The organism is Mangrovibrevibacter kandeliae, from assembly GCF_024519155.1.
In the GTDB taxonomy this organism is placed as follows: domain Bacteria; phylum Pseudomonadota; class Alphaproteobacteria; order Rhizobiales; family Rhizobiaceae; genus Mangrovibrevibacter; species Mangrovibrevibacter kandeliae.
Map to the genome: position 1 here is coordinate 369,400 of NZ_JANIFJ010000002.1, position 23,052 is coordinate 392,451.

Genomic DNA, 23,052 nt, shown 5'->3' on the forward strand with positions numbered 1-23,052 from the left:
GGGCCGGCCGCGCGCTTCCACGCCCCGACGGGCACGTTCGAAGGACATCGACATGACGACGCCGGACAAGATCCTCTACGAGGCAGAGATGACCGCGAGCGGCGGGCGGGACGGGCGCGCCGTCAGCCCGGATGGCAGCTTCAGCCTCGATCTGTCCGTGCCGAAAGGCCTCGGCGGCCCCGGCGGGGACGGCACCAATCCGGAGCAGCTCTTCGCCGCCGGCTACGCGGCCTGCTTCCTCGGCGCGCTGAAGCTCGTCGCGCGGCAGGGCAACGTCGCGCTCCCGGCAGACACCACGATCACCGCGAAGGTCGGCATCGGACCGGTGGCGACCGGCTACGGGCTGGCCGTCGGGCTGACGGCGACGCTTCCCGGCATCGATCGCGCGGCGGCGGAGGACCTGATGGAGAAAGCCCACCAGCGCTGCCCCTACTCCAACGCAACGCGCGGCAACGTCCCGGTCACGCTGAGCGTCGGCTGACGCGATACGGACGCCGGACGACGATCGCCATTGCTGCGCCCGCCTTCGCTTCTTCGAATTGACCTGAAGCACGGCATCCGCATGCCCCTACCGAACCGGGAGGCCGTGCGCCTCCCGGTCGAAGGTGTCGGGCGTCACGCCCCGCTCGGTCAGCGCATACTTCTTGACCTTGCCGTTCTCGGTCGTCGGAAGACTGTCGAGGACCTCAATGTAGCGCGGGATGGCGAAGTAGCTGAGACGGGGGCGGCAGAAGCCGATCAGCTCGACCGGATCGAGGCTGGCGCCGGCGGCCGGGACGATGGCGGCGGCGACCTCGTCCTCCGCCATGTCCGAGCGGACCGGAAAGACCGCGACCGACGCGACGGCCGGATGGGCGAGCAGCACCTGCTCGACCTCGTAGGAGGAGATGTTCTCGCCGCGGCGGCGGATCGCGTCCTTCATCCGGTCGATGAAACGGAAGCTGTCCGCTTCCCGAACCACGCGGTCGCCGGTGTGGAACCAGAGGTTCCGCCACGCCTCGACGGTCTTCTCCGGCATCTCGAAGTAGCCGCTCGAAAAGGCGAAGGGTTCGTCGGCCCGCAGCACGAGTTCGCCGGCTTCGCCGGGGGGCACCGTCTCGTCCCGCTCGTCCACCACCTTGGCCTCGAAACCCGGTCGCACCCGTCCCATTGCGCCGGAACCGCCTTCGCCCGGCGCGCCGGCGATGACGAAGTTCGTCTCGGTCGAGCCGTAGCCCTCGACGAGCGGAAAGCCGAAGCGCTCGACGAAGGGCGCGTGGAACCGCGGCGGCACGCCCGGACCGAGCGCCACGCGCACATGATGGGCGCGGTCGAGATCGGTCGGCGGCCGCGAGAGCAGGATCGGCACCATGGCGCCGAGCAGGTAGGTAACCGTCGCGCCATGCTCGACGAGCGCCGGCCACAGGCCGGAGGCCGAGAAGCGCTTGCCGATGACCACCGTGGAGCCGGTGATCAGCGCCTGATAAACCGTGTTCAGCGCGTTGACGTGGAACAGCGGCAGTGCCGTATAGAGCCGTTCGCCTTCCCCGAGCCCGAGGATGTCGGCGGTGTTGGCGCCCCACCAGAACAGCTGGCCGTGCGGGCAGCAGACCCCCTTCGAGGGGCCGGTCGTCCCCGACGTGTAAATGATGGCGGCGAGATCGCCGGCGCCGAGCGCGGCCGGCGGGATCGGATCGCCCGGCGCGGGCAGCGGCGCGGCAAGAGGATGGTCGATCCGGGCCGGCGCGCCGATCACCCAGATCGCCTCCAGCGCCAGCCGCGCCGTATCGATCGTGCCGAGGCCCTCGCCGAGCGCATCCTCGATGACCAGCAGCCGGGCGCCGGAGTTCGACAGGATGTGATCGAGCTGCGCGCCCCGGGAGGCGACGTTGATCGGCACGGCCACCGCGCCGAGCCAGGCGCAGCCGAAGACGAGCTCGAGAAACTCCGCCCGGTTCGTGCAGATGATCGCGACGCGGTCGCCGCGGCGGATCCCGGCCGCCTGCAGGCCGCCGGCGCGGCGGGCGGCGATGGCGGCGGCGTCGGCGAAACGCCAGCGCACGCCGTCGACGACGATCAGCTCGCGCTCGCCGAAGCGCTCGGCCTGCATGGCGAGTAGGTCCGGCAGGACGCGCCTATCCATCACAAATCCTCTTTGTCCTCCGCTCGCCGGACGGGTCGCTCCGCCCGTCCGGCAGACGCAGGCCGCTGCGCCGTCACGCCTGCGCGTCGCCGATCAGGAAGCGCGCCATCGAGAGCTTGAGATCGTCCGGCAGGGGAAGCGACTTCGGCACCCCGTCGGACAGGTCGCAGTGAACGATGGTGTGGCGCGCGGACAGGATCGGGCGGCCGTCCTCGTGCGCGGCGCGGATGTCGAGCGTGATCGAGCTGCGGCCGATCGCGACCACGGCAAGGCGGTAGACGGCGACGTCGCCCAGCCGGACCGGGCCGAGGAAGTCGACGGCCACCGAAACCGCCGGCATGCCGCGCTTCTCGTCCATGTGGATGTGGCGGAAGTCGTCGCCGAGCGCGGTGTCGAACCAGTCCTCGACGGTCCAGTTCACCATCTCGACGAGCCGCGGAAAGAACGCGATGCCCGCCGGATCGCACTGGCCGAAGCGCAGCTTGTAGCGGCCCTCGAAGATCTCGCCCGGCATCAGCCCCGCCCCGTCATTCGGCCGCCTCGCGCCGGTCCGCCTGGCCCTCGTCCGTCTCGTGCGGCCTCGGCCGGGCCTTGCGGCGCAGCTCGATCTCCTGTTCGCGCTTCTTCGGCAGTTCGCGATGCGCCTGGTCCCGGCCCGCCAGATACTGCTTCGGCCAGTGCTGGTTGCGTGCGTCGTACCAGGCGGCGGCCTCGCGCGTGAAATACGGGTTCCACAGGTGCGGCCGGCCGAGCGCGACGAGGTCGGCGCGGCGGGTGTGCAGGATGGTGTTGACCTGCCCCGCCTCGGTGATGGCACCGACCGTCATCACCGCCATCTTCGGCACGTTGCGGATCGCCTCGGCGAACTTGACCTGGAACATCCGGCCGTAGATCGGCTTCTGGCCCGCGACCGTCTGGCCGGCCGACACGTCGATGAGGTCGCAGCCGGCCTCGGCGAAGGCTTCTGAGATTGCGAAGCTGTCCGCTTCCGAGATGCCGCCCTCCGCCCAGTCCGTGGCCGAAATGCGCACCGACATCGGCTTTTCGGCCGGCCAGACCTCACGCATCGCCTGGAAGACCTCCAGCGGATAACGCAGGCGGTTTTCGATCGAGCCGCCATAGTCGTCGCCGCGACGGTTGGTGAGCGGCGAGAGGAAGGAGGCGAGAAGATAGCCGTGGGCGCAGTGCAGCTCGACCATGTCGAAGCCGGCGCGGTCGGCCCGCTCGGTCGCCTGGACGAAATCCGCCTTGATCCGGTCCATGTCGACGCGGTCGAGGGCCTTCGGCGTGGCGCTGATCTCGTCCATGTAGGGAATGTCGGAGGCCGAGAAGAGCGGCCAGTTCTGCGCCTTCTCCGCGAGCGGCATGTCCATCTTGTGCCAGCCGAGCTGGGTGGATCCCTTGCGGCCGGCATGGCCGAGCTGCATCACCATCTTCGTCTTCGTATTGGCATGGACGAAGTCGACGATGCGCTTGAACTGCGCCTCGTGCGCGTCCGTCCACAGGCCGGGGCACCCCGGCGTGATGCGCGCATCGGCCGAGGGGCAGGTCATCTCGACGAACACCATGCCGGCGCCGCCGAGCGCGTGCGAGGTGTAGTGGACGAAATGCCAGTCGGTGAGATTGCCGCCGTCGTCGGCCGAGTATTGCGCCATCGGCGACATCACCACGCGGTTCTCGACGGTCATGTCGCGCAGCTTGAACCGCGTGAACATCGGCGTCGGCCGCGACGTGCGGTAATCCTCGCCAGTCTCGCGATAGAGCCGCTCGTAGAAGGCCGTGTCGACCTTCTCGACGAAGTCCGGATCGCGAACCAGGAGGTTGTCGTAGGTGATCGACTTCGCCCGGCACATCACCACCATGGCGAACTGCTCCGGGCTCATGTCCCAGGACCAGTTCATGTGCTCGAACCAGGCGAGCGACACGTCGGCATTGTGCTGGATGATCTGGCAGGGCGTGCGCCGCTCGTCCTCATAGGCCTTGAAGGCCGCCGCGACGCTCGTCTCGGCATGGTCGACGACCGCGTCCGAGAGCGAGATCGCGCACTCCATCGCCAGCTTGGTGCCCGAGCCGATGGAGTAGTGCGCGGAGGCCTTCGCATCGCCGAGCAGCACGATGTTCTCGTGCGTCCACTGCTCGGAGAAGATCCGCGGAAACTGCCGCCAGTTCGATCGGTTGAGGAGCAGCGGGTGGCCCTGCAACTCCTCGGCGTAGAGCATCTCGAGCCGCTGCTTCGACTGCGCCTCGTCCATCCCGTCGAAGCCGTGCCCGCGCCAGCAGGCGTCGTCCATCTCGAAGATCCAGGTCGAGCGGCCGACCTCGTACTGGTAGGTGTGGGCGCAGATGATCCCGTGCTCGGTCTCGCGGAAGAAGTAGTTGAACTCGTCCATCGGACGGGTGGAGCCCATCCAGCAGAAGCGGTTGGACTTGATCGTCACCTCCGGCCGGAAGCTCTCGCGGAAATGCTCGCGGATCTTCGAATTGACACCGTCCGAGCCGACGACGACGTCGCTGTCGGCGAACCGCGTCGCGATCTCCTCCGGCGCGATCGACACGCCGAACTGCATCTCGACGCCCTCCTCGCCGGCGCGCTGCTGCAGGATGTTGAGGAGCTTCCTGCGCGAGATGCCGGCAAAGCCGTTGCCGGCGCAGCGTATCTCCGTGCCCTGCTTGTGAACGGCGACGTCGTCCCAGTAGGCGAATTCGCCGCGGATGCGATCGAAGCTCTTGCGGTCGCGGGACAGGAACTCGTGCAGCGTCTCGTCGGAGAAGACGACGCCGAAGCCGAACGTGTCGTCGGCCTGGTTCTGCTCGTAGACGGCGACCTGCCAATCCGGCCGCCGCTTCTTGGTCAGGAGCGCGAAATAGAGCCCGCCGGGCCCACCGCCGATCACCGTGATGCGCATCGCTCTCTCTCCTCTCGGGTCCCGCGGCATTAGTTTAGGCTTAAAGTATATCGATTTCAATGCGTGCGCGGCGGAGCGACGGGCCCCGCCGCGCCTACGGGCTCAGAGCGAGAGGCCGCCGAGGCTCGATCCGCCGCAGACGAACAGCACCTGCCCGGTCACGTAGCCCGCCGCCTCGTCGGCAAAGAACATCACCGCCCGCGTCACGTCCTCGACCGTGCCGAGGCGGCGCACCGGCAACTGGTCGGCGATCTTCTGCTGGCGTTCTGAATCCTTCGGGATGATCCCCCAGAAGTTGTCGGTGAGGATGGGGCCGGGCGCGACGACGTTGACGGTGATCCCGTCCGGCCCGAGCTCGTGCGCCCAGGTGCGCGCCATGCCGTGCACGGCTGCCTTGGTGGCGGAGTATGCGGTGCGCGAGGCGACGCCCATCGCGGCGCGCGAGGAGATGAAGACGATACGCCCGAAGCCGGCGCGCCGCATCGTCGGGACGAAGGCCTGGCTGAGGATCATCGGCGAAGTGACGTGCAGGCGGGTGAGCCCGTCGATCTCCTCCGGCTTCACGTCCGCGAGGAGGTTCGGCCAGATCAGGCCGGCGCAGTGGACCACGTGCGAGACGGCGTAGCGGCCGGAAAGATCCTGCGCGACGCGCGTGGTCGCGGCCTCGTCGAGAAGATCGACCGCCACGGGCACGAAGTCGGCATGGACGATGTCATGCGGCTGCCAGGACAGCCCGATCACGCGCCATCCCCGATCCAGCATCCGAAGGGCGATGTCCCGGCCGATGCCGGAGCTGGCGCCGGTGACGACGGCGGTGAACGGCGTCTCGCTCATTCCTCAATCCTCTGCCCGAGGCACCAGCGCGAAGACCCGCAGCGGGCTTCCCGAACCATGGCGGATCTTCAGGGGTGCGGCGAAGAGCAGGGCGCCGCGCGTCGGCAGCCGGTCCAGCGCGTCGAGGCATTGCAGGCCGTAGCGGCCGTTGCCGTGCAGGATGAAATGCGCCGGATAGGGTGGCGAGAGGTGGCTGCCCTGGCCCGCATCGGTGCCGATGGTCTCGGTGCCGAAGCCGACGATGCCGCGCTCCTTGACGAGGAACTCCATCGCGTCCGACGCCGGACCCGGCGAGTGGGCGCCATCCTCCCGCAGGTTGAGATATTTTGCCGTGCCGAGATGCTTCGACCAGCCGGTGCGAAACAGCGCCCAGCTGCCGGCCTCGATCGCGCCGTTCTCCGCCTCCCACGCCTCCAGATGCGCGCGGGTCAGCAGGAAGTCCTCGTCCTTCGCGCTCTCGCCGGAAAAGTCGAGCACCACCGCCGGCCGGGCGAGCCGGTCGAGCGGGATCGCGTCGACGGTCGCCTCCGGCAGGTTCTTTCCCGAGATCCAGTGCGCCGGCGCGTCGAAATGCGTGCCGGCGTGCTCGGACATCGAGATGTTGTTCCAGTACCAGCCGGGCCCCCGACCGTCGTAACGCGACACCTCTTCGATGCGGAAGGGCTGGCACTGCCCGAATTCGGGCGGCAGCACCATGACCGGGAAGTCCGGCGAGAGCGTGTGAGCGAGATCGACGATCTCGACGCTGCCCGACACCAGTCCGGCGGCGAGCGCCTGCAGGAGATCGGCGCCGGAGGTCGCGGCTGCAGTGGTCATGAGCCGAGCTCCCGTTCCAGCACCTTGGGATCCTGCGCGAACCGTGCGGCCACGTCGATGGCGACATCGCCGACGAAGCTCTCCTCGATGCCCTCGGCGAGCGCGGTGACGACGGCTCGGGCGATCTGCGCCGGCGCGACCTTGGGCGGCGGCACAGTCTGGCGCCACGCGTCGTCCACGGGGCCGGTGAAGACGCTCATCACCCGCACGCCCCCCGGCCGCATCTCGGCCCGCAGGCACTGCAAGAGCGAATGACGCGCCGCGGCGCTGGCGCCGTGAAAGCCGAAACCGGGCGTGTTGCCGAGCGCCTCGACCGGCAGGACGTCGACGATCGCGGCTGCGCTGTTGACGCCGTCGGCGCCCCGGCTCCGCATGCCCGGTCCGAACGCCGCCGCCAGCCGCTGCAATCCGAAGACGTTGACCTCGAAGCTGTCGCGCGCGGCGACCAGCGTGTTCGCGTCGACGATGCCGCCGGGGCGGACGTGGTCGGCGGTGTTGACGATGATGTCGGTCTTGCCGCCGATCTCGCCGGCGAGCTCGTGGACCGAGGCGGTGTCGGTGAGGTCGAGCGGCATGATCTGCACGTTCGGGATCGCCCGCAGCTGCGCTTCGCCGGCGAACGGCTTCCAGGGTTCGGCGATGCCGACGAAAACGATCGCTGCGCCGGCCTTGGACAGCGCGGCGGCAACCGCCTGGCCGACCGGCTCCCGGCCGGCCGTCACCAGCACGCGCCGGAACTTCGGATGCGCGGTGAGCTCGCGCCACTCGGGATCGTCGGCCATCGCCTCGCTCCATGTCTCGGGCCGCGCCATCAACACGGCGTTGCCGCCCTTGTCGAGCCTCGCCACCATGCGGCACCGTCCCGGCACCTCGACGTCGCCATGCAGGTGGGCGACGATCGAGGGACCGCAGTCCATCCGCACCATGCCGACCCGCCACGGGGTCCGATCGCGGAAATAGAGATCGGGCGTGGCGCGGATCACCGTCTGCGCGATCACCTCGCCGCCGTCGGCGACCGGCCGGAAAACGAGTTCGGTCGAGAGGCATCCGGCGCAGGCGTCGCGCGGCGGGTAGGCGACCGTTCCGCACGCCCCGCAGACCTGCAGCGCGAAGACGCCGCGTGCCGCCCGGGCGGTCAGCCCGAGCGCGGCGCGGCTGCGCTGGACCGGCGGCAGCTCCGGCGGGCGCGTCGCCCTTTGCGGGTCCTTTCTCGGCGGCGGGGCGAGCGGGCGGGTCACGCCGCGCCTGCCTGCAGGATCGCCGCGCCGGAGCAGAGCCCGCGGTCGTAGTTGATCATGCCGAAGCCCGAGACGAGCGCGGTCCGCGCGCCCTCGACCGGCCGCGAGAGCGACTGCCCGGTGACCTGCCGGAGCGCCTCGACGAGGCCGAGATAGCCGCCGGCCGCCCCCGCCTGCCCGGCCGAGAGCTGGCCGCCGGAGGTGTTCTGCGGGAAGCTGCCCGCGTTGGTCAGGTCGTGCGCGCGCACGAAGTCCTTGGCCTCGCCCTTGGCGCAGAAGCCGAGATCCTCGAACTGCATCATGACGATCACCGGGTAGTCGTCATAGGTTTCGAGGACGTCGATGCCGTCCGGCGTCGTGCCCGCCATCGCATAGAGCTCCCCGACGTCCATCGCCCAGCCGCCGCGCATCTGGATGGGATCGTCCGGAAAGGCGTTGTGCCGCTCGATCGTGGACAGAAGCCGGGCGTGCGGGAGGCCGAGATCGGCCGCGATGTCGGCGGTCGTCACCAGGAACGCCTCGGCCCCGGCGCAGGGCATCACGCAGTCGAACAGGTGGATCGGGTCGGCGATCGGCCGCGCGTTCATATAGGCCTCGAGCGTCAGCGGACTGCGCATGATCGCCTGCGGGTAGGTCAGCGCGTTGTCGCGCTGGGCGACGCAGATCCTGCCGAAGTCCTCGCGGGTCGCGCCATACTGGCGCATGTAGTGGTCGGTCAGGAAGGCGAAGGAGCCGTTCGGGCCGCCATATCCGTAAGGATAGCTCGCATCCTGGGCAAAGCGCGAAAAGGACGACAGGAGCTTGCGGAAGCTGTCGATCCCGTTGGCGTCGCCACCGACACAGGCGACGATCGACGCATCGCCGGCCTCGACGGCGCGGGCCGCGCGGCGCAGCGCGACGACGGCGCTCGCCCCGCCCATCGGGATGTTGTCGAGCCAGCGCGGCGAAAGCCCGAGATGCTGGGTCAGGCCGACGGCGGTGTCCGGCGCCAGGGTGAAGCTCGCGACCGACAGCCCGTCGAGATCGACCGGGCGGATGCCCGCCCGCGTGACCAGCTCCTTCAGCGCCCGGGCGATCCACCAGTGCGCCGTCTCGTTGGAATAGCGGACGTAGGGAATGCTGACCGGGACCGCCACGGCGACATCCCGGTAGGGTCGGCGCGGATTGCCGGCGGGCGAGCGGCTGCGAACGGGGGGAGCCTCGGACACCATGTCAGGCCGTCCGCTTCTTCAGGCCCGTCGTGTCGATCGCCTTGCCTTCGCCGAGCGCCGCAGCGACCGCATCCTTCAGCGCGCCGCGCTGGATCTTCGCCGTCGAGGTCAGGGGGATCGCCGGCACGAAGGCGACGAAGCCCGGCGCCTTGTAGTAGGCGAGCCGCGCGAGGCACCAGCGCGTGATCTCCTCGGCGAGCCGCGGGCCGGCCTCGTCCGGCGCCTTCGGCACGATCAGCGCGACGACCTCCTCGCCGCGGACCGGATCCGGCGTCGGCGCGACGGCGACCTGCGCCACCGCCGGATGGCGGCCGAGCACGGTCTCGACCTCGACCGCGGCGATGTTCTCGCCGGAGCGGCGGATGACGTTCTTCTTGCGGTCGACGAAGTGCAGCTGTCCCTCCGCGTCGCGCGACACGACGTCGCCGGTGTGCAGCCAGCCGCCAGCCCAGGCCTCGGCGGTGGCGGCCTCGTCCTTCAGATATTCGCGGAAGAAGCCGCGGCGCGGGTTCCCGCCCGCCGCCCGGACGAGCAGCTCGCCTGGCTCGTCGATGCCGGCCTCCGTGCCCGCATCGGTCCGGATCGACGTCTCGACCGCCGCCTCCGGCCGGCCGAAACAGCTCGTTCCGACCTGCCGCGGCTCCCTGCTGGCGATGATCACGGCGCCCGCGCCTGTCTCGGTCATCGCCCAGGCCTCCAGCAGCGGAAAGCCGAACCGCGCCTCGAACGGCGCATGCAGGCTCTTGTCGACGCCGGCCCCGAAGCCGAAGCGTACGCTGTGCGCCGTGTCCGAGGCGGATTCGGGCGCCGACATCAGCATGGCCGGCATGACGCCGAGATAGTGCAGGACGGTCGCGTCGAAGGTCCTGACGCTGTCCCACCAGCTGCGGGGATGGAAGCGGTCGAGGATCGCGATCGACCCGCCGACGGTCACCGTCGCGATCAGCGAATAGGCCATCGCGTTCATGTGGAAGAGCGGCAGCGGCGTCAGCATCCGCTCGGGCGGCGCGCTTCGCAGGTCGCAGAGCCCGCCGATGGTGGCGTACCACTCGCCCGCGATGAGGAAGTAGTCGTTGGCGAGCACGCAGCCTTTCGGCCGGCCGGTGGTGCCGGAGGTGTAGAGCAGCGCACATTCGGTGTCGCGCGCCGGGTCGGCGTTCGAGCGCGGCGGCCGCGACGATGCCGGCGGTGCCGCGTCGGGCGCGATCGCCGCGAGCGACGATCCGCCGGCCTGCGCCGCGGCTTCGAGGTCGGCGATGCGCTCGGGGATCGCGACGGCGAGAGCCATTTCGGAATGCGCGATCAGGTATTCGAGCTCGGCCGAGCGCAGATCCGGGTTGATCGGCACGACGGAGACGCCGAGCGCATTCAGCGCGAACCAGTGGAAGACGTAGTCCGGCCGGTTCTGCAGCAGCAGGCCGACGCGGTCGCCCGGCCCGTAGCCGCCGGCCCGATAGGCCGCGGCGAGGCTCTCCACCCGCTCCAGCGCCTCGCCATAGGCGATGCTGCCCGCCGCAATGCCGTAAGCCGAGGCCGTTTCCGGCAGGATGGCGAGAAACGGCCGCTCCCGGAACTGCCGGGCGGTGCGGGCGAACCGCGCAAAGACCGTGGCGTCCTCGGTGACGCCGGGAAGGAGGCTCATTCTCGATCGCTCACATGAACAGCTGGATGTTGCCGAAGGGCGCGTCGAAATTGACGAGGTCGACGCGCTTCAGGACGATCTTCAACGCGCCGTCCTCGACCCGCAGCTCGTGCCGCGCCCAGCCGGCATAGGTGGTGAACTCGTCGCCCCGCGTCTCGGCATAATGGAAGGAGGTCCAGGTGCGATATCGGTTTTCGGCCGGGTTGATCTCGTCCACCTGCGGGGCCTGCAACAGATGCTGCGCGCGGCTTTTCGGCTTCTGGCTGTAGGTGCGGTTGCCGCCGAGCCGTTCGACGCGGATGCGCAGCAGGAGAATGTCCTCGTACATCAGCGAGACCTGGAGGCGGGGATCGGTCTGCTGCCACTCGGCCGGCATCCAGTAATGCGCGTCCTCGGCATAGAGCGAGAGCCATTCCTCGTAACGCAGCTCGTCGAGAAGCCGTGCCTCGCGATAGACGAAGTCGGTCAGATCCTTCTCGGTGATGTCGGTCATCACTCGGCCGCCTCCCGCAAGCCGGCACCTTCAGGCGTCATCGACATCGTCATGTACTTCACCCAGGCCTGGAACTGGTTGCGCATCTGCCGCTCGGAAGTGCCGCCGGCGACGTCGGTCACGTCCTCGGCCTCGCCCGGCTGGTAGAGCCGCTGGATGTTGACCCATTCGTAGCCGTCGGCGTGAAGCCCAAGCTGGGCGCGCTCGTACATCTCGAGGTCGTCGTGGCCGACGATCGAGGTCGGCGCGTTGATCAGCCGGTTGTACATCAGCGTGCGCTCGAACAGCATGTCCGGCGCGTCGACGAGCCGGAAGGTGTAGCTCTCGACCAGCGTCCGGTCCGCGGCGATCGGCCTGAACACCCGCAGCGTCTGGATCGGCCCCTTCACCATGATGTTCGGGAAGTAGCAGGTGTTGTGCCGGTTCTCGCCGAGGATCGCCTTCGCCCGCGCCTCGCCATAGGCCGCGACCATCTGGTCGAAATAGCCGGGGACGGCGGAATAGTCCGCATGGATCGACGTCGTCACGCCGGTGTGGCCGTGGCCGTTCGGCCAGACGCGCAGGCCCATCTTCTCGAAGAAGTCGTAGGGCGCCATGAAGGGCGCGTAGACCTCGACCGCCATCGGCTTCTTGCCGCCCTTGGCCTCCTCGCGCTCCCAGACCGAGACGGCGGTGCCGGCGGAGGATTCGTGGGCGACCATCGGGTGGCAGGTGTCGGTCTGGTTCTCGACCAGCATCTTCCAGTTGCACGGGTGCATGTAGCGCAGCGGCGCGCCCTCCAGCACGAGCTTCCCGGCCGGGGACCGGTCGACCATGTTGTCGATCGAGGAGAGGCTGTCGCCGAAGAAGCTCTCGAAATCGACGCCATCCGTGGCGAGGCGGGCGAAGATGAAGTCGCGATAGACCTTGTAGTCGCCGACCCTCGGCAGGCCCGCCGCCGCCTCGCTCGCCATCAGGTCGGTGTCCTGATAGCCGCGATGATACGGGATCGCGTGGAGCGAGCCGTCGGTCCTGAACAGCCAGGCGTGATAGGGGCAGCGGAAGACGAAGCCGGTGTTGCCGCAGGTCTCCGACACGATCTTGGTGCCCTTGTGCGGGCAGCGATTGCGCAGGACGTGGATCGAGCCGTCCTTGTGCCGCGAGGCGAGGACCGGCTGGCCGCCGATCTCGGTGGAGAGATAGTCTCCCGGATTCGGGATCTGGCTGGCGTGGCCGACATAGACCCAGGTGTTGGCGAAGAGGTGCTCCATCTCCAGACGGAAGATCTCGGGGCTCGTGTAGACGTCCCGGTGGACGCGCTCCGGGGTGACGAGCGCCTTCACGAGAGCGGGATCGGCCTGGTGGCGGGACATGGCATGGATCTCCTAGACGGGTTCACGGGCGTCGGCGGATACGGTCCCTGACGGCCCCGGCATTCGAGGATAACTCGGTCATGCGCGTCAGTGCGCCGCTCATGCCCTCTCCTGCGGGACTTCGGCGGGCGGACGGTGGAGGCCGGAGCGCTTGAGCATGCCGAGGAAGGCCCCCATCCGCTCCTGCCGGTAGGCTGCGACGTCGGCGTCGCGGTAGTCGTAGAAGCCGCGGCCGTCGCGCAGGCCGTTGCGGCCCTCGGCCATGTTCGCCTGGACGATCGCCGGCGCCGCGAAGCGCGCGTCGCCCATCGCCTGCGTCATGTAGCGGCTGGCGTGATAGAGGATGTCGCCGCCGCCCCAGTCGATGAACTCGAGAAGCCCGAGCACGGCAAAGCGAAAGCCGAAGCCGTATTTCACCGCCTTGTCGACGTCCTCGGCCGAGGCGACCCCTTCCTCGACCAACCTTGCGGCCTCGTTCATCGCCAGCGCCTGGATGCGCGGCACGATGTAGCCGGGCGAGGCCTTGCAGACGACCGGCACCTTGCCGATCGCTTCAAAGAGCGCGTTGAGTTCGGCGACGACGCCCGGATCGGTGTCCTCGGTCGGGCTGACCTCTATCAGCGGCACGATAAAGGCCGGGTTCAGCCAGTGGGCGTTGAGGAAACGCGCGGGGCGGCCGCTCCAGGCGGCAAGCTGCGTCGAGAGATAGGTCGAGGTGGTCGAGGCGACGATGGCCCCGGCGTCCGCGAGTTGGTCGATGAGCCGCAGGCCGGCGCGCTTGGCCTCGTCGGTCTCCGGCACGGCCTCGAAGACGATACGGGCGTCCTTCAGAGCCGGTTCCGCCGCGTCGAGCGGGACGATCTCGATCCGCCCCATGATCGCCTCGATCGCCGCCGCGTCGAACCCGCCGAGCCCGGCGACCATCGCGAGGCTGCCGCGGATCTCAGCGCGCGCCGCGTCCGCCATTGAAGCAAAGACCTCCGGATCGCGCGGCTTGGCGTCGACCAGACGGACTTCGTGGCCGGCATAGGCGAAGGCGTGCGCGATGCCCCGCCCCATGCGACCGACGCCGACGCAGGCAATGACCGGGCGGGCCTCCATCGTCACAGCCCCTCGCGAAGGAGGGCCTGCAGCTCGGCCGGGGCCATCTGCGCCAGGCCGAGCCGCTCCAGCGTGCGGCCCGTCCGGCGGAAGTCGTCCCCGGCGGCCGCGCCGGCGATCGCGAGGAGGCCCGCCGCGACCGGCACCGGCGTTTCCGTCCACTCGCCGACCGAGACGAGGAAGGCGAGTCCGAGGGCGACGTCCTCGCTCATGTAGCGATGGGTCTTGAGGTTCAGGTGCTCATGCCAGTCGCCGGAGCCGACGAGCTTGTCGTGGGCGAGATTGCCGTACATCCAGTTCGACGTCTCGTAATGGTCGGCGAGCGGGAAGTGCGGCGCGCCGTAGCCGAGCGCCTCGCGCACCACGATCCGTTCGGCGTCGAGCGTGGCGTGGACCCGCCGGATCGAGGCCTGCGTGCCCTCGTTGTGGATGTCCCAGCGGTCGAAATGCTCGATCGGCCCGGCATTCATGAGGATCAGCGGCGGGTGGATGATCGGACCGGCGTTCATCAGCGCCCCCGACAGGGCGTCCTCCACCGGCTCGATCGCCCCCGGAAACGCCTGCGCGATGACCGCCAGCGCCTCGTCCGTGCGCCGCGCCGGGAACACCCCGGTCGGCAGTCGCGTCGCGCGGGTGGTGATCGCGACCTCGCCGGAGGCGTGCTTGCGCGTCAACCAGGGCAGCGTCCCGGTTTCGGCGATGGCGACGTCGGCCGTCGAGCCTGCGTCGCGAAGCGTCCTGGCCATCAGGTACGAGCCGAAGGTGCCGGGCGGCAGGTAGATCACCTGCCCGTCGGCCAGATGCGGCGCGAGCCGCCGCGCCAGATCCTCCTGGGCGAAGGCGGGGACCGGCGCGAGGATCAGGTCCGCGCCGCGAACCGCGAGCGCGATGTCGTCGGTCACCACCGCGATCTCGACCTCGCGCACGCCCCTGAAATCGCGGACCGTCAGCCGGCGCGTCTCGGCCAGCGGGCCGAAGGCGCTTCGCTCGCGCCGCCAGAAGCGGACCGTGTGGCCCGCCTCGGAGAGATCGGCAGCGGCCGCGTAGGAGCCGTTTCCACCGCCGAGTACCGCGATCTTCATCAGCCGTCCTCTCCCGTCCACCGGCGATCAGTAAATGCTTTAGGCTTAAAGGTTTCAAGCCGGCCGGTGGCGATTTTTCCGGAAGACCTTTTCATCCCCGCACCGCGCCTCGGATTGGAGGCACCGCCCTCACCGTCATCCTCGGGCCCCGTCCCGAGGACCCAGAGCAACGGGTCAGACAGCAGGCCTTCACAGGACAAGACCGGTCGCGGGACGGTCGCCGTCGAAACTCGCCGCTTGCAGTCCCGGATCCTCGAAACTGAGGTCGAGGACAACGACGCATCGCGGGGAGCGCCTCATCCGACGGCGCCGCCCCTGGCAGCTATCGATCACAGCCTCCGATGCACCGAGCCAAGTTGACAGTCCTGCACAGCGCGATCAGTTTAAGCTTAAACTTTTCGACGACATGCGGCGGCCACGAGGGCCCGCACGCGCCCGTCACCCGGAGCGTTCGATGCAGGACCCGCACTGCCACTCCAGCAGCATCGCCGTCGACCGTCCGGCTGAAACGGCCTTCGAGATCATGGCGGAGGGCCTCAGCCAGGGTCGGTGGACGCTCGGCAGCTACGACCGGCGCCAGATCGAGCCCGGGCTCTTCGTCGGCACCTCGCTGTTCTCGGGCAGGGAGACCTATGTGCGCCTCCACGTCGACCGGGAGCGCTTCGTCGTCGACTACGACGTCGGCCCGAGCCCGGACGCCTTGAGCTTCCGCAACATGTCGCGCGTGATCCCCGGGGCCGTCCTCAACATGCCGCCCGGCAGCTGCGTCGTGACGCTGCTCTCCTGGCGTCGGGCGGACCAGAGCGAGGCGGCCTGGATGCAGACCTCGACCTCGCACGAGGCCGAGATGTTCCTGATCAAGGGGCTGCTCGAGCGATGAGGATCTTCTGGCAGAGCTTCATCGACGAGACGGCGAGCCGGCCGTACATGGAGCGCCTCACCGCCTATCTAAACGAGATCGCGGCGCCCGGGACGAGCGTGACGGTGGCCGGCATCTCGCCGCCGGACCGTGATTTCGGGCGCCTTGCCGAGATGCGCTGCGCGATGCTCGCCGTCGACAACGGCATCGGCGCCGAGGCGGAGGGGTACGACGCCTTCGTCATGGGCCACTTCCAGGATCCGGGGCTCTACGAGCTGCGCTCGGCGGTCCGCATCCCCGTCGTCGGGGTCGGGGAAGCGACGCTGTTCGCCGCCGCACAGCTCGGCCGCCGGCTCGGCCTCGTGACCCTCGATCCGGTCTTCGAGGTCTGGCACCGCGAGCAGGCCGAGCGCTACGGCCTCGGCGATCGGGTGCGCCACATCACCGGCATGGCGTGCCGGCCGGAGGATTTTTCGGAGGCCTTCGCGGGCAATGACGAGGCGCGGCGCCGCATGCTCGCCGACTTCGCCGCCTGCGCCCTGCCGCTCGTCGAGGCCGGCGCCGACGTCATCGTGCCGGCCGGCGTGCTGCCCGGCCTCCTGTGCGGCGGCGAGCACGGGTTCACCGTGGGCCATGCGCCGGTGATCAACTGCGCGGCGGTGGGCCTGAAGAGCGCGGAGATGTGGGTGCAGCTGCACCGGCTGAACGGACTGGAGCCCAGCCGGGGGCCGAGCTTCGCGCTCGCGCCCGAGCGCGCCAAGGCGGATTTCCGCAATCTGGTCGCCCGCGGTCGACAGGGCTGACCGTCGCCCGCGATGCCATTCGCAGCTCGGGCCCGCAGCGCTGCGATGCCGCAAATTCTGCCGCTCTGCACAAACAATCAGCAGCTTGAAAAATGCCTCCGAATCCCTCTTGGCAAAGTGCAGCACCGGGCTTTTAATGCCTGAGAATTTTAAGCCTAAAGCAGTCTGGCGACCCGCCGAGGCTGCCGAGGGCCCGATCCGGGGCGCGCCTGAACGGCCGTCTCAAGGCCACTCTCTTTGCGGGACGCGATCGGCATGAGCATCGACACCACCAGGCGCAATCTTCTGAAGGCGGCAGGCGCGGGACTGGCGATCGCGAGCTTCCTGAGGGGCGGCCTCGCCCAGGCGGCCGACAGCGACACCGTCACCATCGCCTACAACGTCAATCTCCCGGCCTTCGACCCGACGGTCGGTCCCTCGGCCGTCAACCCGACGATCCAGGCGATCTACCGCTCGGTGTTCGATCAGTATATCGGCCAGAAGCCGGATCTCTCCTTCGAGCCGGGCCTGCTGACCGAGTGGGGCTGGAACGAGGACAAGACAAAGATCCACATGACTGTGCGCGACGGCGTGAAGTGGCACGACGGCTCGGACTTCACCGCGCAGGACGTCGTCTGGTCGCTCGAGCGCGCCGGTGACGCCAAGACCGGCAATCCGATCCAGTTCGTCTGGTCGACCATCGGCAACATCAAGGCCGAGGGCAACACCATCACCGCCGACGTCAAGTCCTACGACCCGACCCTCTTCAAGTGGATGGCCTTCCTCACCGGCTACGTCATGCCGAAGGCCTATTACGAGACGGTCGGAGCAGAGGGCTTCGAACAGAAGCCGATCGGCACCGGGCCCTACATGGTCGACGAGTTCCAGTCGAATGGCTTCCTTCGGCTGAAGCGCAACCCTCACTACTGGGGCGACAAGCCGGCCTTCGAGACGGTGATCTTCAAGTTCGTCACCGATCCGACCAGCCGCGTCGCGGAGGTGGAGAGCGGCGGCTCGGACGTGACGCTGCAGATCCCCTACGAGGAGTATGACCGGCTCACCAAGGGCGGGACGTTCGACGGCATCTGCGAGCCGGTGTCCGACATCGGGATGATCTTCATCAACAATGTCGAGCCGCTGCTCGACAGAAACGTGCGCCTCGCCGCCACCCACGCGGTCGACAAGGAGGCGATCATCAAGCGCCTCCTGCGCGGCTACGGCACGCCGATCGACACGCTCGAGGCGCCGGGCTACCTCGCCTACGACGCCGCGATCACCGTCCCGTACAACCCGGACATGGCAAAGAAGCTCCTCGCCGACAGCGGCTTCTCGCCCGACAAGCCGGTGAAGGTGACGATCCAGACGACCCGCGGCTACATGCCCAAGGACTACGAGATGATCCAGGCGATCGTCGGCATGTGGCGCAAGGTCGGCATCGAGGCGAACATCGAGGTCTACGAGATCGCCAAGCACTACGAGTTGCGCGCGGCCGACCAGCTGGCACCCTTCGCCTTCTACAACTGGGGCAACGCCATCGGCGACCCCGCGACCTCGACGGGCTTTGCGATGTTCGGCCCCTCGCCCCACTCGGTCTGGAACACCGACGACCTCGACGGGAAGATCGCGCCGCTCTGGGGCGAGAAGGACGAGGACAAGCGCGTCGCCGGGTGGAAGGCGGTGGACAAGTATATCGCCGAAGAGGGCTACGTGCTGCCGCTGCTGCAGTATTCGCAGCCCATCGTGTTCCGCAAGGGTCTCAAGGTCGCGGCGAACCAGTCCGAGGCGTTGCAGCCGACGCTGATCGCAAAGAGCTGAGGTCGCCGGCGCAAGCCCCGCGCATAAAGGCCATGCGATGCGCATGATGCCCCTCGCCGTCCTGCCCTGGCGCTCGCTGCTGCTCGCCGCCGTGACGCTGTTCGGCGTCGCGGTCATCTCCTTCGTCCTGCTCCGAGTCGTGCCCGGCGATCCGATCGCGATGATGATCGCGCCGGGCGCCAGCGCGGCGGATATCGCGCAGCTGCGCGCGTCCTACGGCCTCGACCGCAGCATTGCCGTGCAGTTCCTGATCTGGCTCGGCCACGCGATCACCGGCGACTTCGGCACCTCGATCTCGATGCGCCAGGACGTGGTCCACCTGATCGCCGCGCGGCTTCCGGCGACGATCGAGCTGACGCTGCTCGCCCTCGTCATCGCGCTCATCCTCGGCATCGGCACGGCGGTCCTATCGACGCTGTCGCGCCGCCGCCTGGTCGGATCGGCGATCGACAATTCGAACGGCGTGCTTCTCGCCGTTCCGGACTTCGTGTGGGCGCTGGCGTTCGTCGTCCTCTTCGGAGTCGCCCTGCCCGTCCTGCCGATCTCCGGCCGCGTCGACCCGCGGCTCTCGATCGACTTCGCGACGTCCTTCATTCTCATGGAAAGCCTCGCGCGCCTGCACTTCGACATCGCGCTCGACGTCCTGGCCCACATGATCATGCCGGCGCTGGCGCTCGCCCTGCCGCTCGCGGCGGTGATCCTGCGGGTCCTGAAGGGCGCCCTGGAGGCCGAGGCGCACCAGGATTACGCGCTTCTCGCCCGCATTCGCGGCAAGTCGCGCCTGCGCGTGACGCTCGAGGAGACGCTGCGCAACGCGCTGGTCCCGACACTCGCGCTGACCGGCGTCCAGTTCACCTTCATGTTCGGCGGAACGGTCATCGTCGAGCGCATCTTCGCCTATCCCGGCATCGGCAATCTAGCGATCGACGCCGTCATCAACCGCGACCTGCCGCTGATCCAGGGCCTGATCCTGACCTTCGGGCTGATCTTCATCCTGATCAACCTCGCCGTCGAGGCGAGCTTCGGCCTGCTCAACCCGAGGCTTCGCCATGGTTGAGCACCGGCTTGCGGAACCCACCGCGACGATAGCCCCCCATGCGATCGGGAAGCCGTCCCGCCGCCGTCTCTCCGGCCTGTCCTTGCTCCTGCGCGAACCGCGGGTGCTCCTCGCCGGGGGCTTCCTCCTTCTTCTTCTGGCCGCCGCGATCGTCGCGCCGGCGGTCGCGCCGCATGATCCGCTCGAGCAGGATCTGATGCTCAACACACTGCCGCCCGCCTGGGACAGCGAGGCCGAGCCCGGCTATCTCCTCGGCACCGACAGCCTCGGGCGCGACGTCCTCTCCCGACTGATCTATGGCGGCCGGGTGGCCTTCACAGTCGCCATCGTCGCCGCGCTCGCCGCCGGGGTAATCGGCACGGCGCTCGGGCTCGTCGCCGGCTATTTCGGCGGCTGGGTCGACGCGGCGATCTCCCGCGTCATCGACATCTGGATGGCGTTTCCGCCGGTGCTCCTGTCGATCCTGCTCGTCGCGGTGATCGGCACCGGCGTCACCTCCGTCATCCTCGCCATCGTCGTCATCGACTGGACGCGGTTCTGCCGCGTGGTCCGATCGGAGACCCTGCAGCAGGCGAAGATGGAGTATGTCGACGCCGCCGTGACGCTCGGCACCGGCCGCTGGCGCATCCTCCTGAAGGAGATCCTCCCCAACGTCCTGCCGGTGGTCGTCGTGCTGCTCAGTCTCGAAATGGGGATTGCTGTCATCGTCGAGGCGGTGCTCTCCTTCGTCGGCCTCTCGGTCTCGTCGGACACCCCGACCTGGGGCGGGATGATCGCCGAGGGGCGGCAGATCATCTACCAGGCCTGGTGGGTCCTGGTCTTTCCGCTCGTCCTTCTCTTCGCCACCGTGCTCGCCTTCAACCAGCTCGGCGACGGCATCCGCCGGCTCACCGACCCGGTGCTGCGGCGATGACCGACCCGCTGCTCGCCATCGACGGGCTGTCGGCCCGCCTGCGCAAGCCGCTGCTGCGCCCGCTCCTGCGCTCGGTCAGCCTCGACGTGAAGGCCGGCGAAGTGCACGGCCTCGTCGGCGAGAGCGGCGCCGGCAAGTCGACCATCGGCAAGGCGGTCCTCGGCATCCTGCCGAGGGCGATCGAGATCTGCGGCGGCGCCATCCACTTTGCCGGCGAGGACCTCCTGCGCCTGCCGCATCGGCGCCTCGACGCCATTCTCGGCGACGAGATCGCGCTGATCCCGCAGGACCCGATGACGGCGTTGAACCCGTCGCGGCGCATCGGCGATCAGCTGACGGACGGGCTGAGACTGAAGCGCGGGATGCGCGGGGCCGCGCTCCATGCCAGGGCCGTCGAGCTTCTCGCCGACGTCCAGATCCCGGAGCCCGAGGCCGTCCTGAAGCGCTACCCGCACGAGATTTCGGGCGGCATGCGCCAGCGCATCCTGATCGCCGCCGCCTTCTCGCTCGATCCGAAGCTGATCCTCGCCGACGAGCCGACGACCGCGCTCGACGTGACCGTCCAGAAGGAGGTGCTGCGTCTGATCCGGCGGATGCAGGCGGCGCACGGCACCGGCGTCGTCTTCGTCACCCATGACCTCGGCGTCGTGGCGCAGATCTGCGACCGGCTGACGGTGCTCTACGGCGGCATGGTCGTCGAGCAGGGCGAGACCGCCACGATCCTCGCTTCGCCCGCGCATGCCTACACACGGGCGCTGCTCGCGGCGACGCCGCGGCACGACCAGGCGGGCAGCGGGACGACGCCGATCCCGCCCGCCGTCACGGCGGCGCTGGCGACCGAGGTGGCGTGTTACGGGATGGGGCCCGCCGCCCATGGCTGAGGCGCCCGCCCTCATCGAGGCGAAGGACCTCGCGCTCGAGCTGCCGGACATGACCGCCCGCAGGGGGCTCGGCCCGCGCCCGCTCGCCAGGATCCTGCATCCGGTCTCGCTCACCGTGCGGCGGGGGGAAATCGTCGGGATCGTCGGCGAGTCCGGCTCCGGAAAGTCCTCGCTCGGGCGCACCCTGCTTCGGCTCTACCGGCCGACCGGCGGCCGGCTCGCCTTCGACGGGACGGACATCACGCACGCCAGCGAGGCGGAGCTGCGTCCCTTCCGGCGTCGCATGCAGATGGTCTTCCAGGACCCGCAGTCCTCGCTCAATCCGCGCCATCGGATCCGCACCATCGTCGGTGCCGGGCTCGATCTCGCACCGGGCGCGGCGCGTGGCCGCGAGGACGCGCTCGTCGCCGCGCTCGAAGAGGTCGGCCTCGAGCCGGCGCTGCTCGACCGCTTCCCGCACGAACTCTCGGGCGGCCAGCGCCAGCGCGTCGGCATCGCCCGGGCCATCGCGACGCGACCGGAGTTCGTGCTCGCCGACGAGATCGTCTCCGGTCTCGACGTCTCCACGCAGGCCCAGGTCCTGACGCTTCTCAAGACCCTTGCCCGCGACCGGCGTCTCGCCCTCGCCTTCATCAGCCACGACCTTTCCGTGATCCGCAACCTGTGCGACCGGGTGGTCGTCATGCGCGCCGGGCGGATCGTCGAGGAGGGCGCCTGCGCAACGCTCTTTGCGCAACCGGCGACGCCCTACACGCGCCAGCTCCTCGACGCCATTCCGTCCCCGGCCCCCGATCCAGGCTGGCTGACGCGCGGCGCCGTCCCACCCGCTTCGACGGCGATCGTCCGGTGAACCCTCGCCGAAACGCCTGGGCGAACGCCGCCCGAACGCCCCACCCCTATCGACACATGGAAGGACCACGCTCATGCGAACAGTTGTCAGATTTGCCCTCGCCTGCGGGATGCTCGCCCTGACGGCGGGCGGCAGCCGCGCTGCGGAGGTCACCCTCAACGCGGCCCACTTCACCCCGGCACAGAATTCCTACGCCCAGAGCTTCCTGAAGTTCGTCGACGAGGTGAACGAGGCCGGCAAGGGCGTCGTGCAGATCAAGGTGCGCGGCGGCCCCGAGGTGATCCCGCCGCTGCAGCTCGGTCTCGCCCAGAAGAACGGGCTCATCGACGTGATCGACAATCCCGCCGGCCAATATCTCGAGCTCGTGCCGGAAGGCGAGGTCTTCTCCGCGTCCACCAAGACGCCCGACGAAATCCGCAAGAACGGCGGCTGGGACCTGATGCAGAAGATCTACGGCGAGAAGGGCAACGCCCATCTCCTCGCCCATGTCGATGCGGGAACCGGCTTCAGCATCTTCACCGTCGACGAGCCGAAGCGCAGTGCCGACGGCGGCGTCGAATGGGCCGGGCTGAAGATCCGTTCCTCGCCGCTCTACCGCCAGTTCTTCGAGTCGCTCGGCATGACGGTGATCGTGATGCCTCCGGGCGAAGTCTACACCGCGCTGGAGCGCGGCGTGATCAACGCCAACGCCTACCCGGTGTTCGGCTACAAGTCCTTCGGCTGGGACAAGTTCACCAAGTGGCGCGTCGAGCCGACCTTCTTCCAGACAGACGTGCTGATCTCGATGAACAAGGACAAGTGGGACAGCCTCTCGCCTGAAGCGCAGAAGATCCTCACCGACGTGTCGCTGAAGTACGAACAGGAGAGCATGGAAGCGATCGAGGCCGAGAATGCCCGTCAGGCGAAGGTGATGGAGGACGAGGGCCAGACGGTCTTCGAGCTGAAGGACCAGGGCCGCGACGACTTCCTCGCCAAGGCCGCCAAGGCGAGCTGGGACCGCATGGAAGCGCGCGATCCGACGAACGTGCCCGAGCTGCGCAAGCTCTTCCAGAACTGACACCCCGCTTGGCGGACGTCGACCGGCGCCCGATCGGACGC

General features: G+C 68.9%; 21 protein-coding genes. 9 read left to right on the forward strand and 12 right to left on the reverse strand.

The window, feature by feature from the left end:
- Positions 1-52: 52 nt before the first annotated feature.
- Positions 53-481: an organic hydroperoxide resistance protein gene (locus tag NPA30_RS08025; RefSeq protein WP_256802080.1), complete on the forward strand. Its 429-nt coding sequence runs from the start codon at positions 53-55 to the stop codon at positions 479-481.
- A gap of 87 nt (positions 482-568) precedes the next feature.
- Here the strand turns inward: NPA30_RS08025 and NPA30_RS08030 are convergent, their stop codons facing one another.
- From NPA30_RS08030 to NPA30_RS08085, 12 genes are all read right to left on the reverse strand, one after another.
- On the reverse strand, positions 569-2,125 hold the full coding sequence (locus NPA30_RS08030; protein WP_256802082.1) for an ATP-dependent acyl-CoA ligase: 1,557 nt from the start codon (positions 2,123-2,125) through the stop codon (positions 569-571).
- Between the two features lie 70 nt (positions 2,126-2,195).
- Positions 2,196-2,636, reverse strand: coding sequence for an acyl-CoA thioesterase (locus tag NPA30_RS08035; protein WP_256802083.1), 441 nt, complete (start codon positions 2,634-2,636; stop codon positions 2,196-2,198).
- Positions 2,637-2,649: 13 nt separating this feature from the next.
- The gene (locus NPA30_RS08040; protein WP_256802084.1) at positions 2,650-5,028 is read right to left on the reverse strand and encodes an oxidoreductase; all 2,379 of its coding nucleotides are present in this window, start codon (positions 5,026-5,028) and stop codon (positions 2,650-2,652) included.
- A 102-nt stretch (positions 5,029-5,130) separates the two neighbouring features.
- Positions 5,131-5,862 (reverse strand): SDR family NAD(P)-dependent oxidoreductase, encoded by a 732-nt coding sequence (locus NPA30_RS08045; RefSeq protein WP_256802085.1) that lies wholly within the window; start codon positions 5,860-5,862, stop codon positions 5,131-5,133.
- Positions 5,863-5,865: 3 nt separating this feature from the next.
- A complete protein-coding gene (locus NPA30_RS08050; protein ID WP_256802086.1) occupies positions 5,866-6,678 on the reverse strand; it encodes a cyclase family protein in 813 nt (270 codons plus the stop codon).
- Positions 6,675-7,916 carry an SDR family NAD(P)-dependent oxidoreductase gene (locus NPA30_RS08055; RefSeq protein WP_256802090.1) on the reverse strand — a complete coding sequence of 414 codons (1,242 nt, stop codon included), beginning with the start codon at positions 7,914-7,916 and terminating at the stop codon, positions 6,675-6,677. The genes NPA30_RS08050 and NPA30_RS08055 overlap by 4 nt, the downstream gene beginning before the upstream one ends.
- Complete coding sequence (locus tag NPA30_RS08060) at positions 7,913-9,127, reverse strand: thiolase family protein (protein ID WP_256802091.1); 1,215 nt, start codon at positions 9,125-9,127, stop codon at positions 7,913-7,915. The genes NPA30_RS08055 and NPA30_RS08060 overlap by 4 nt, the downstream gene beginning before the upstream one ends.
- A gap of 1 nt (position 9,128) precedes the next feature.
- Positions 9,129-10,769 carry an AMP-binding protein gene (locus NPA30_RS08065; protein ID WP_256802092.1) on the reverse strand — a complete coding sequence of 547 codons (1,641 nt, stop codon included), beginning with the start codon at positions 10,767-10,769 and terminating at the stop codon, positions 9,129-9,131.
- Positions 10,770-10,779: 10 nt separating this feature from the next.
- On the reverse strand, positions 10,780-11,262 hold the full coding sequence (locus NPA30_RS08070; protein WP_256802093.1) for an aromatic-ring-hydroxylating dioxygenase subunit beta: 483 nt from the start codon (positions 11,260-11,262) through the stop codon (positions 10,780-10,782).
- On the reverse strand, positions 11,262-12,614 hold the full coding sequence (locus tag NPA30_RS08075; protein WP_256802095.1) for an aromatic ring-hydroxylating dioxygenase subunit alpha: 1,353 nt from the start codon (positions 12,612-12,614) through the stop codon (positions 11,262-11,264). Before NPA30_RS08075 ends, NPA30_RS08070 begins: the two co-directional genes overlap by 1 nt.
- 99 nt (positions 12,615-12,713) lie before the next feature.
- Complete coding sequence (locus NPA30_RS08080) at positions 12,714-13,715, reverse strand: 3-hydroxybutyryl-CoA dehydrogenase (RefSeq protein ID WP_256802096.1); 1,002 nt, start codon at positions 13,713-13,715, stop codon at positions 12,714-12,716.
- A 2-nt stretch (positions 13,716-13,717) separates the two neighbouring features.
- Positions 13,718-14,797 (reverse strand): NAD/NADP-dependent octopine/nopaline dehydrogenase family protein, encoded by a 1,080-nt coding sequence (locus NPA30_RS08085; RefSeq protein WP_256802098.1) that lies wholly within the window; start codon positions 14,795-14,797, stop codon positions 13,718-13,720.
- A 454-nt stretch (positions 14,798-15,251) separates the two neighbouring features.
- Here NPA30_RS08085 and NPA30_RS08090 point away from each other — a divergent pair, with 454 nt between their 5' ends.
- From NPA30_RS08090 to dctP, 8 genes are all read left to right on the forward strand, one after another.
- Positions 15,252-15,677: a hypothetical protein gene (locus NPA30_RS08090; RefSeq protein WP_256802099.1), complete on the forward strand. Its 426-nt coding sequence runs from the start codon at positions 15,252-15,254 to the stop codon at positions 15,675-15,677.
- Positions 15,674-16,459: an aspartate/glutamate racemase family protein gene (locus NPA30_RS08095; RefSeq protein WP_256802100.1), complete on the forward strand. Its 786-nt coding sequence runs from the start codon at positions 15,674-15,676 to the stop codon at positions 16,457-16,459. Before NPA30_RS08090 ends, NPA30_RS08095 begins: the two co-directional genes overlap by 4 nt.
- Before the next feature lie 261 nt (positions 16,460-16,720).
- Positions 16,721-18,253, forward strand: coding sequence for an ABC transporter substrate-binding protein (locus NPA30_RS08100; RefSeq protein WP_372338781.1), 1,533 nt, complete (start codon positions 16,721-16,723; stop codon positions 18,251-18,253).
- 37 nt (positions 18,254-18,290) lie between these two features.
- The gene (locus tag NPA30_RS08105) at positions 18,291-19,310 is read left to right on the forward strand and encodes an ABC transporter permease (RefSeq protein WP_372338767.1); all 1,020 of its coding nucleotides are present in this window, start codon (positions 18,291-18,293) and stop codon (positions 19,308-19,310) included.
- On the forward strand, positions 19,303-20,223 hold the full coding sequence (locus NPA30_RS08110) for an ABC transporter permease (RefSeq protein WP_372338768.1): 921 nt from the start codon (positions 19,303-19,305) through the stop codon (positions 20,221-20,223). Before NPA30_RS08105 ends, NPA30_RS08110 begins: the two co-directional genes overlap by 8 nt.
- Positions 20,220-21,104: an ABC transporter ATP-binding protein gene (locus NPA30_RS08115; RefSeq protein ID WP_256802103.1), complete on the forward strand. Its 885-nt coding sequence runs from the start codon at positions 20,220-20,222 to the stop codon at positions 21,102-21,104. Before NPA30_RS08110 ends, NPA30_RS08115 begins: the two co-directional genes overlap by 4 nt.
- Positions 21,097-21,954, forward strand: coding sequence for an ATP-binding cassette domain-containing protein (locus NPA30_RS08120; RefSeq protein ID WP_256802104.1), 858 nt, complete (start codon positions 21,097-21,099; stop codon positions 21,952-21,954). The genes NPA30_RS08115 and NPA30_RS08120 overlap by 8 nt, the downstream gene beginning before the upstream one ends.
- A 73-nt stretch (positions 21,955-22,027) precedes the next feature.
- On the forward strand, positions 22,028-23,011 hold the full coding sequence (dctP, locus tag NPA30_RS08125) for a TRAP transporter substrate-binding protein DctP (protein ID WP_256802106.1): 984 nt from the start codon (positions 22,028-22,030) through the stop codon (positions 23,009-23,011).
- Positions 23,012-23,052: the final 41 nt, after the last annotated feature.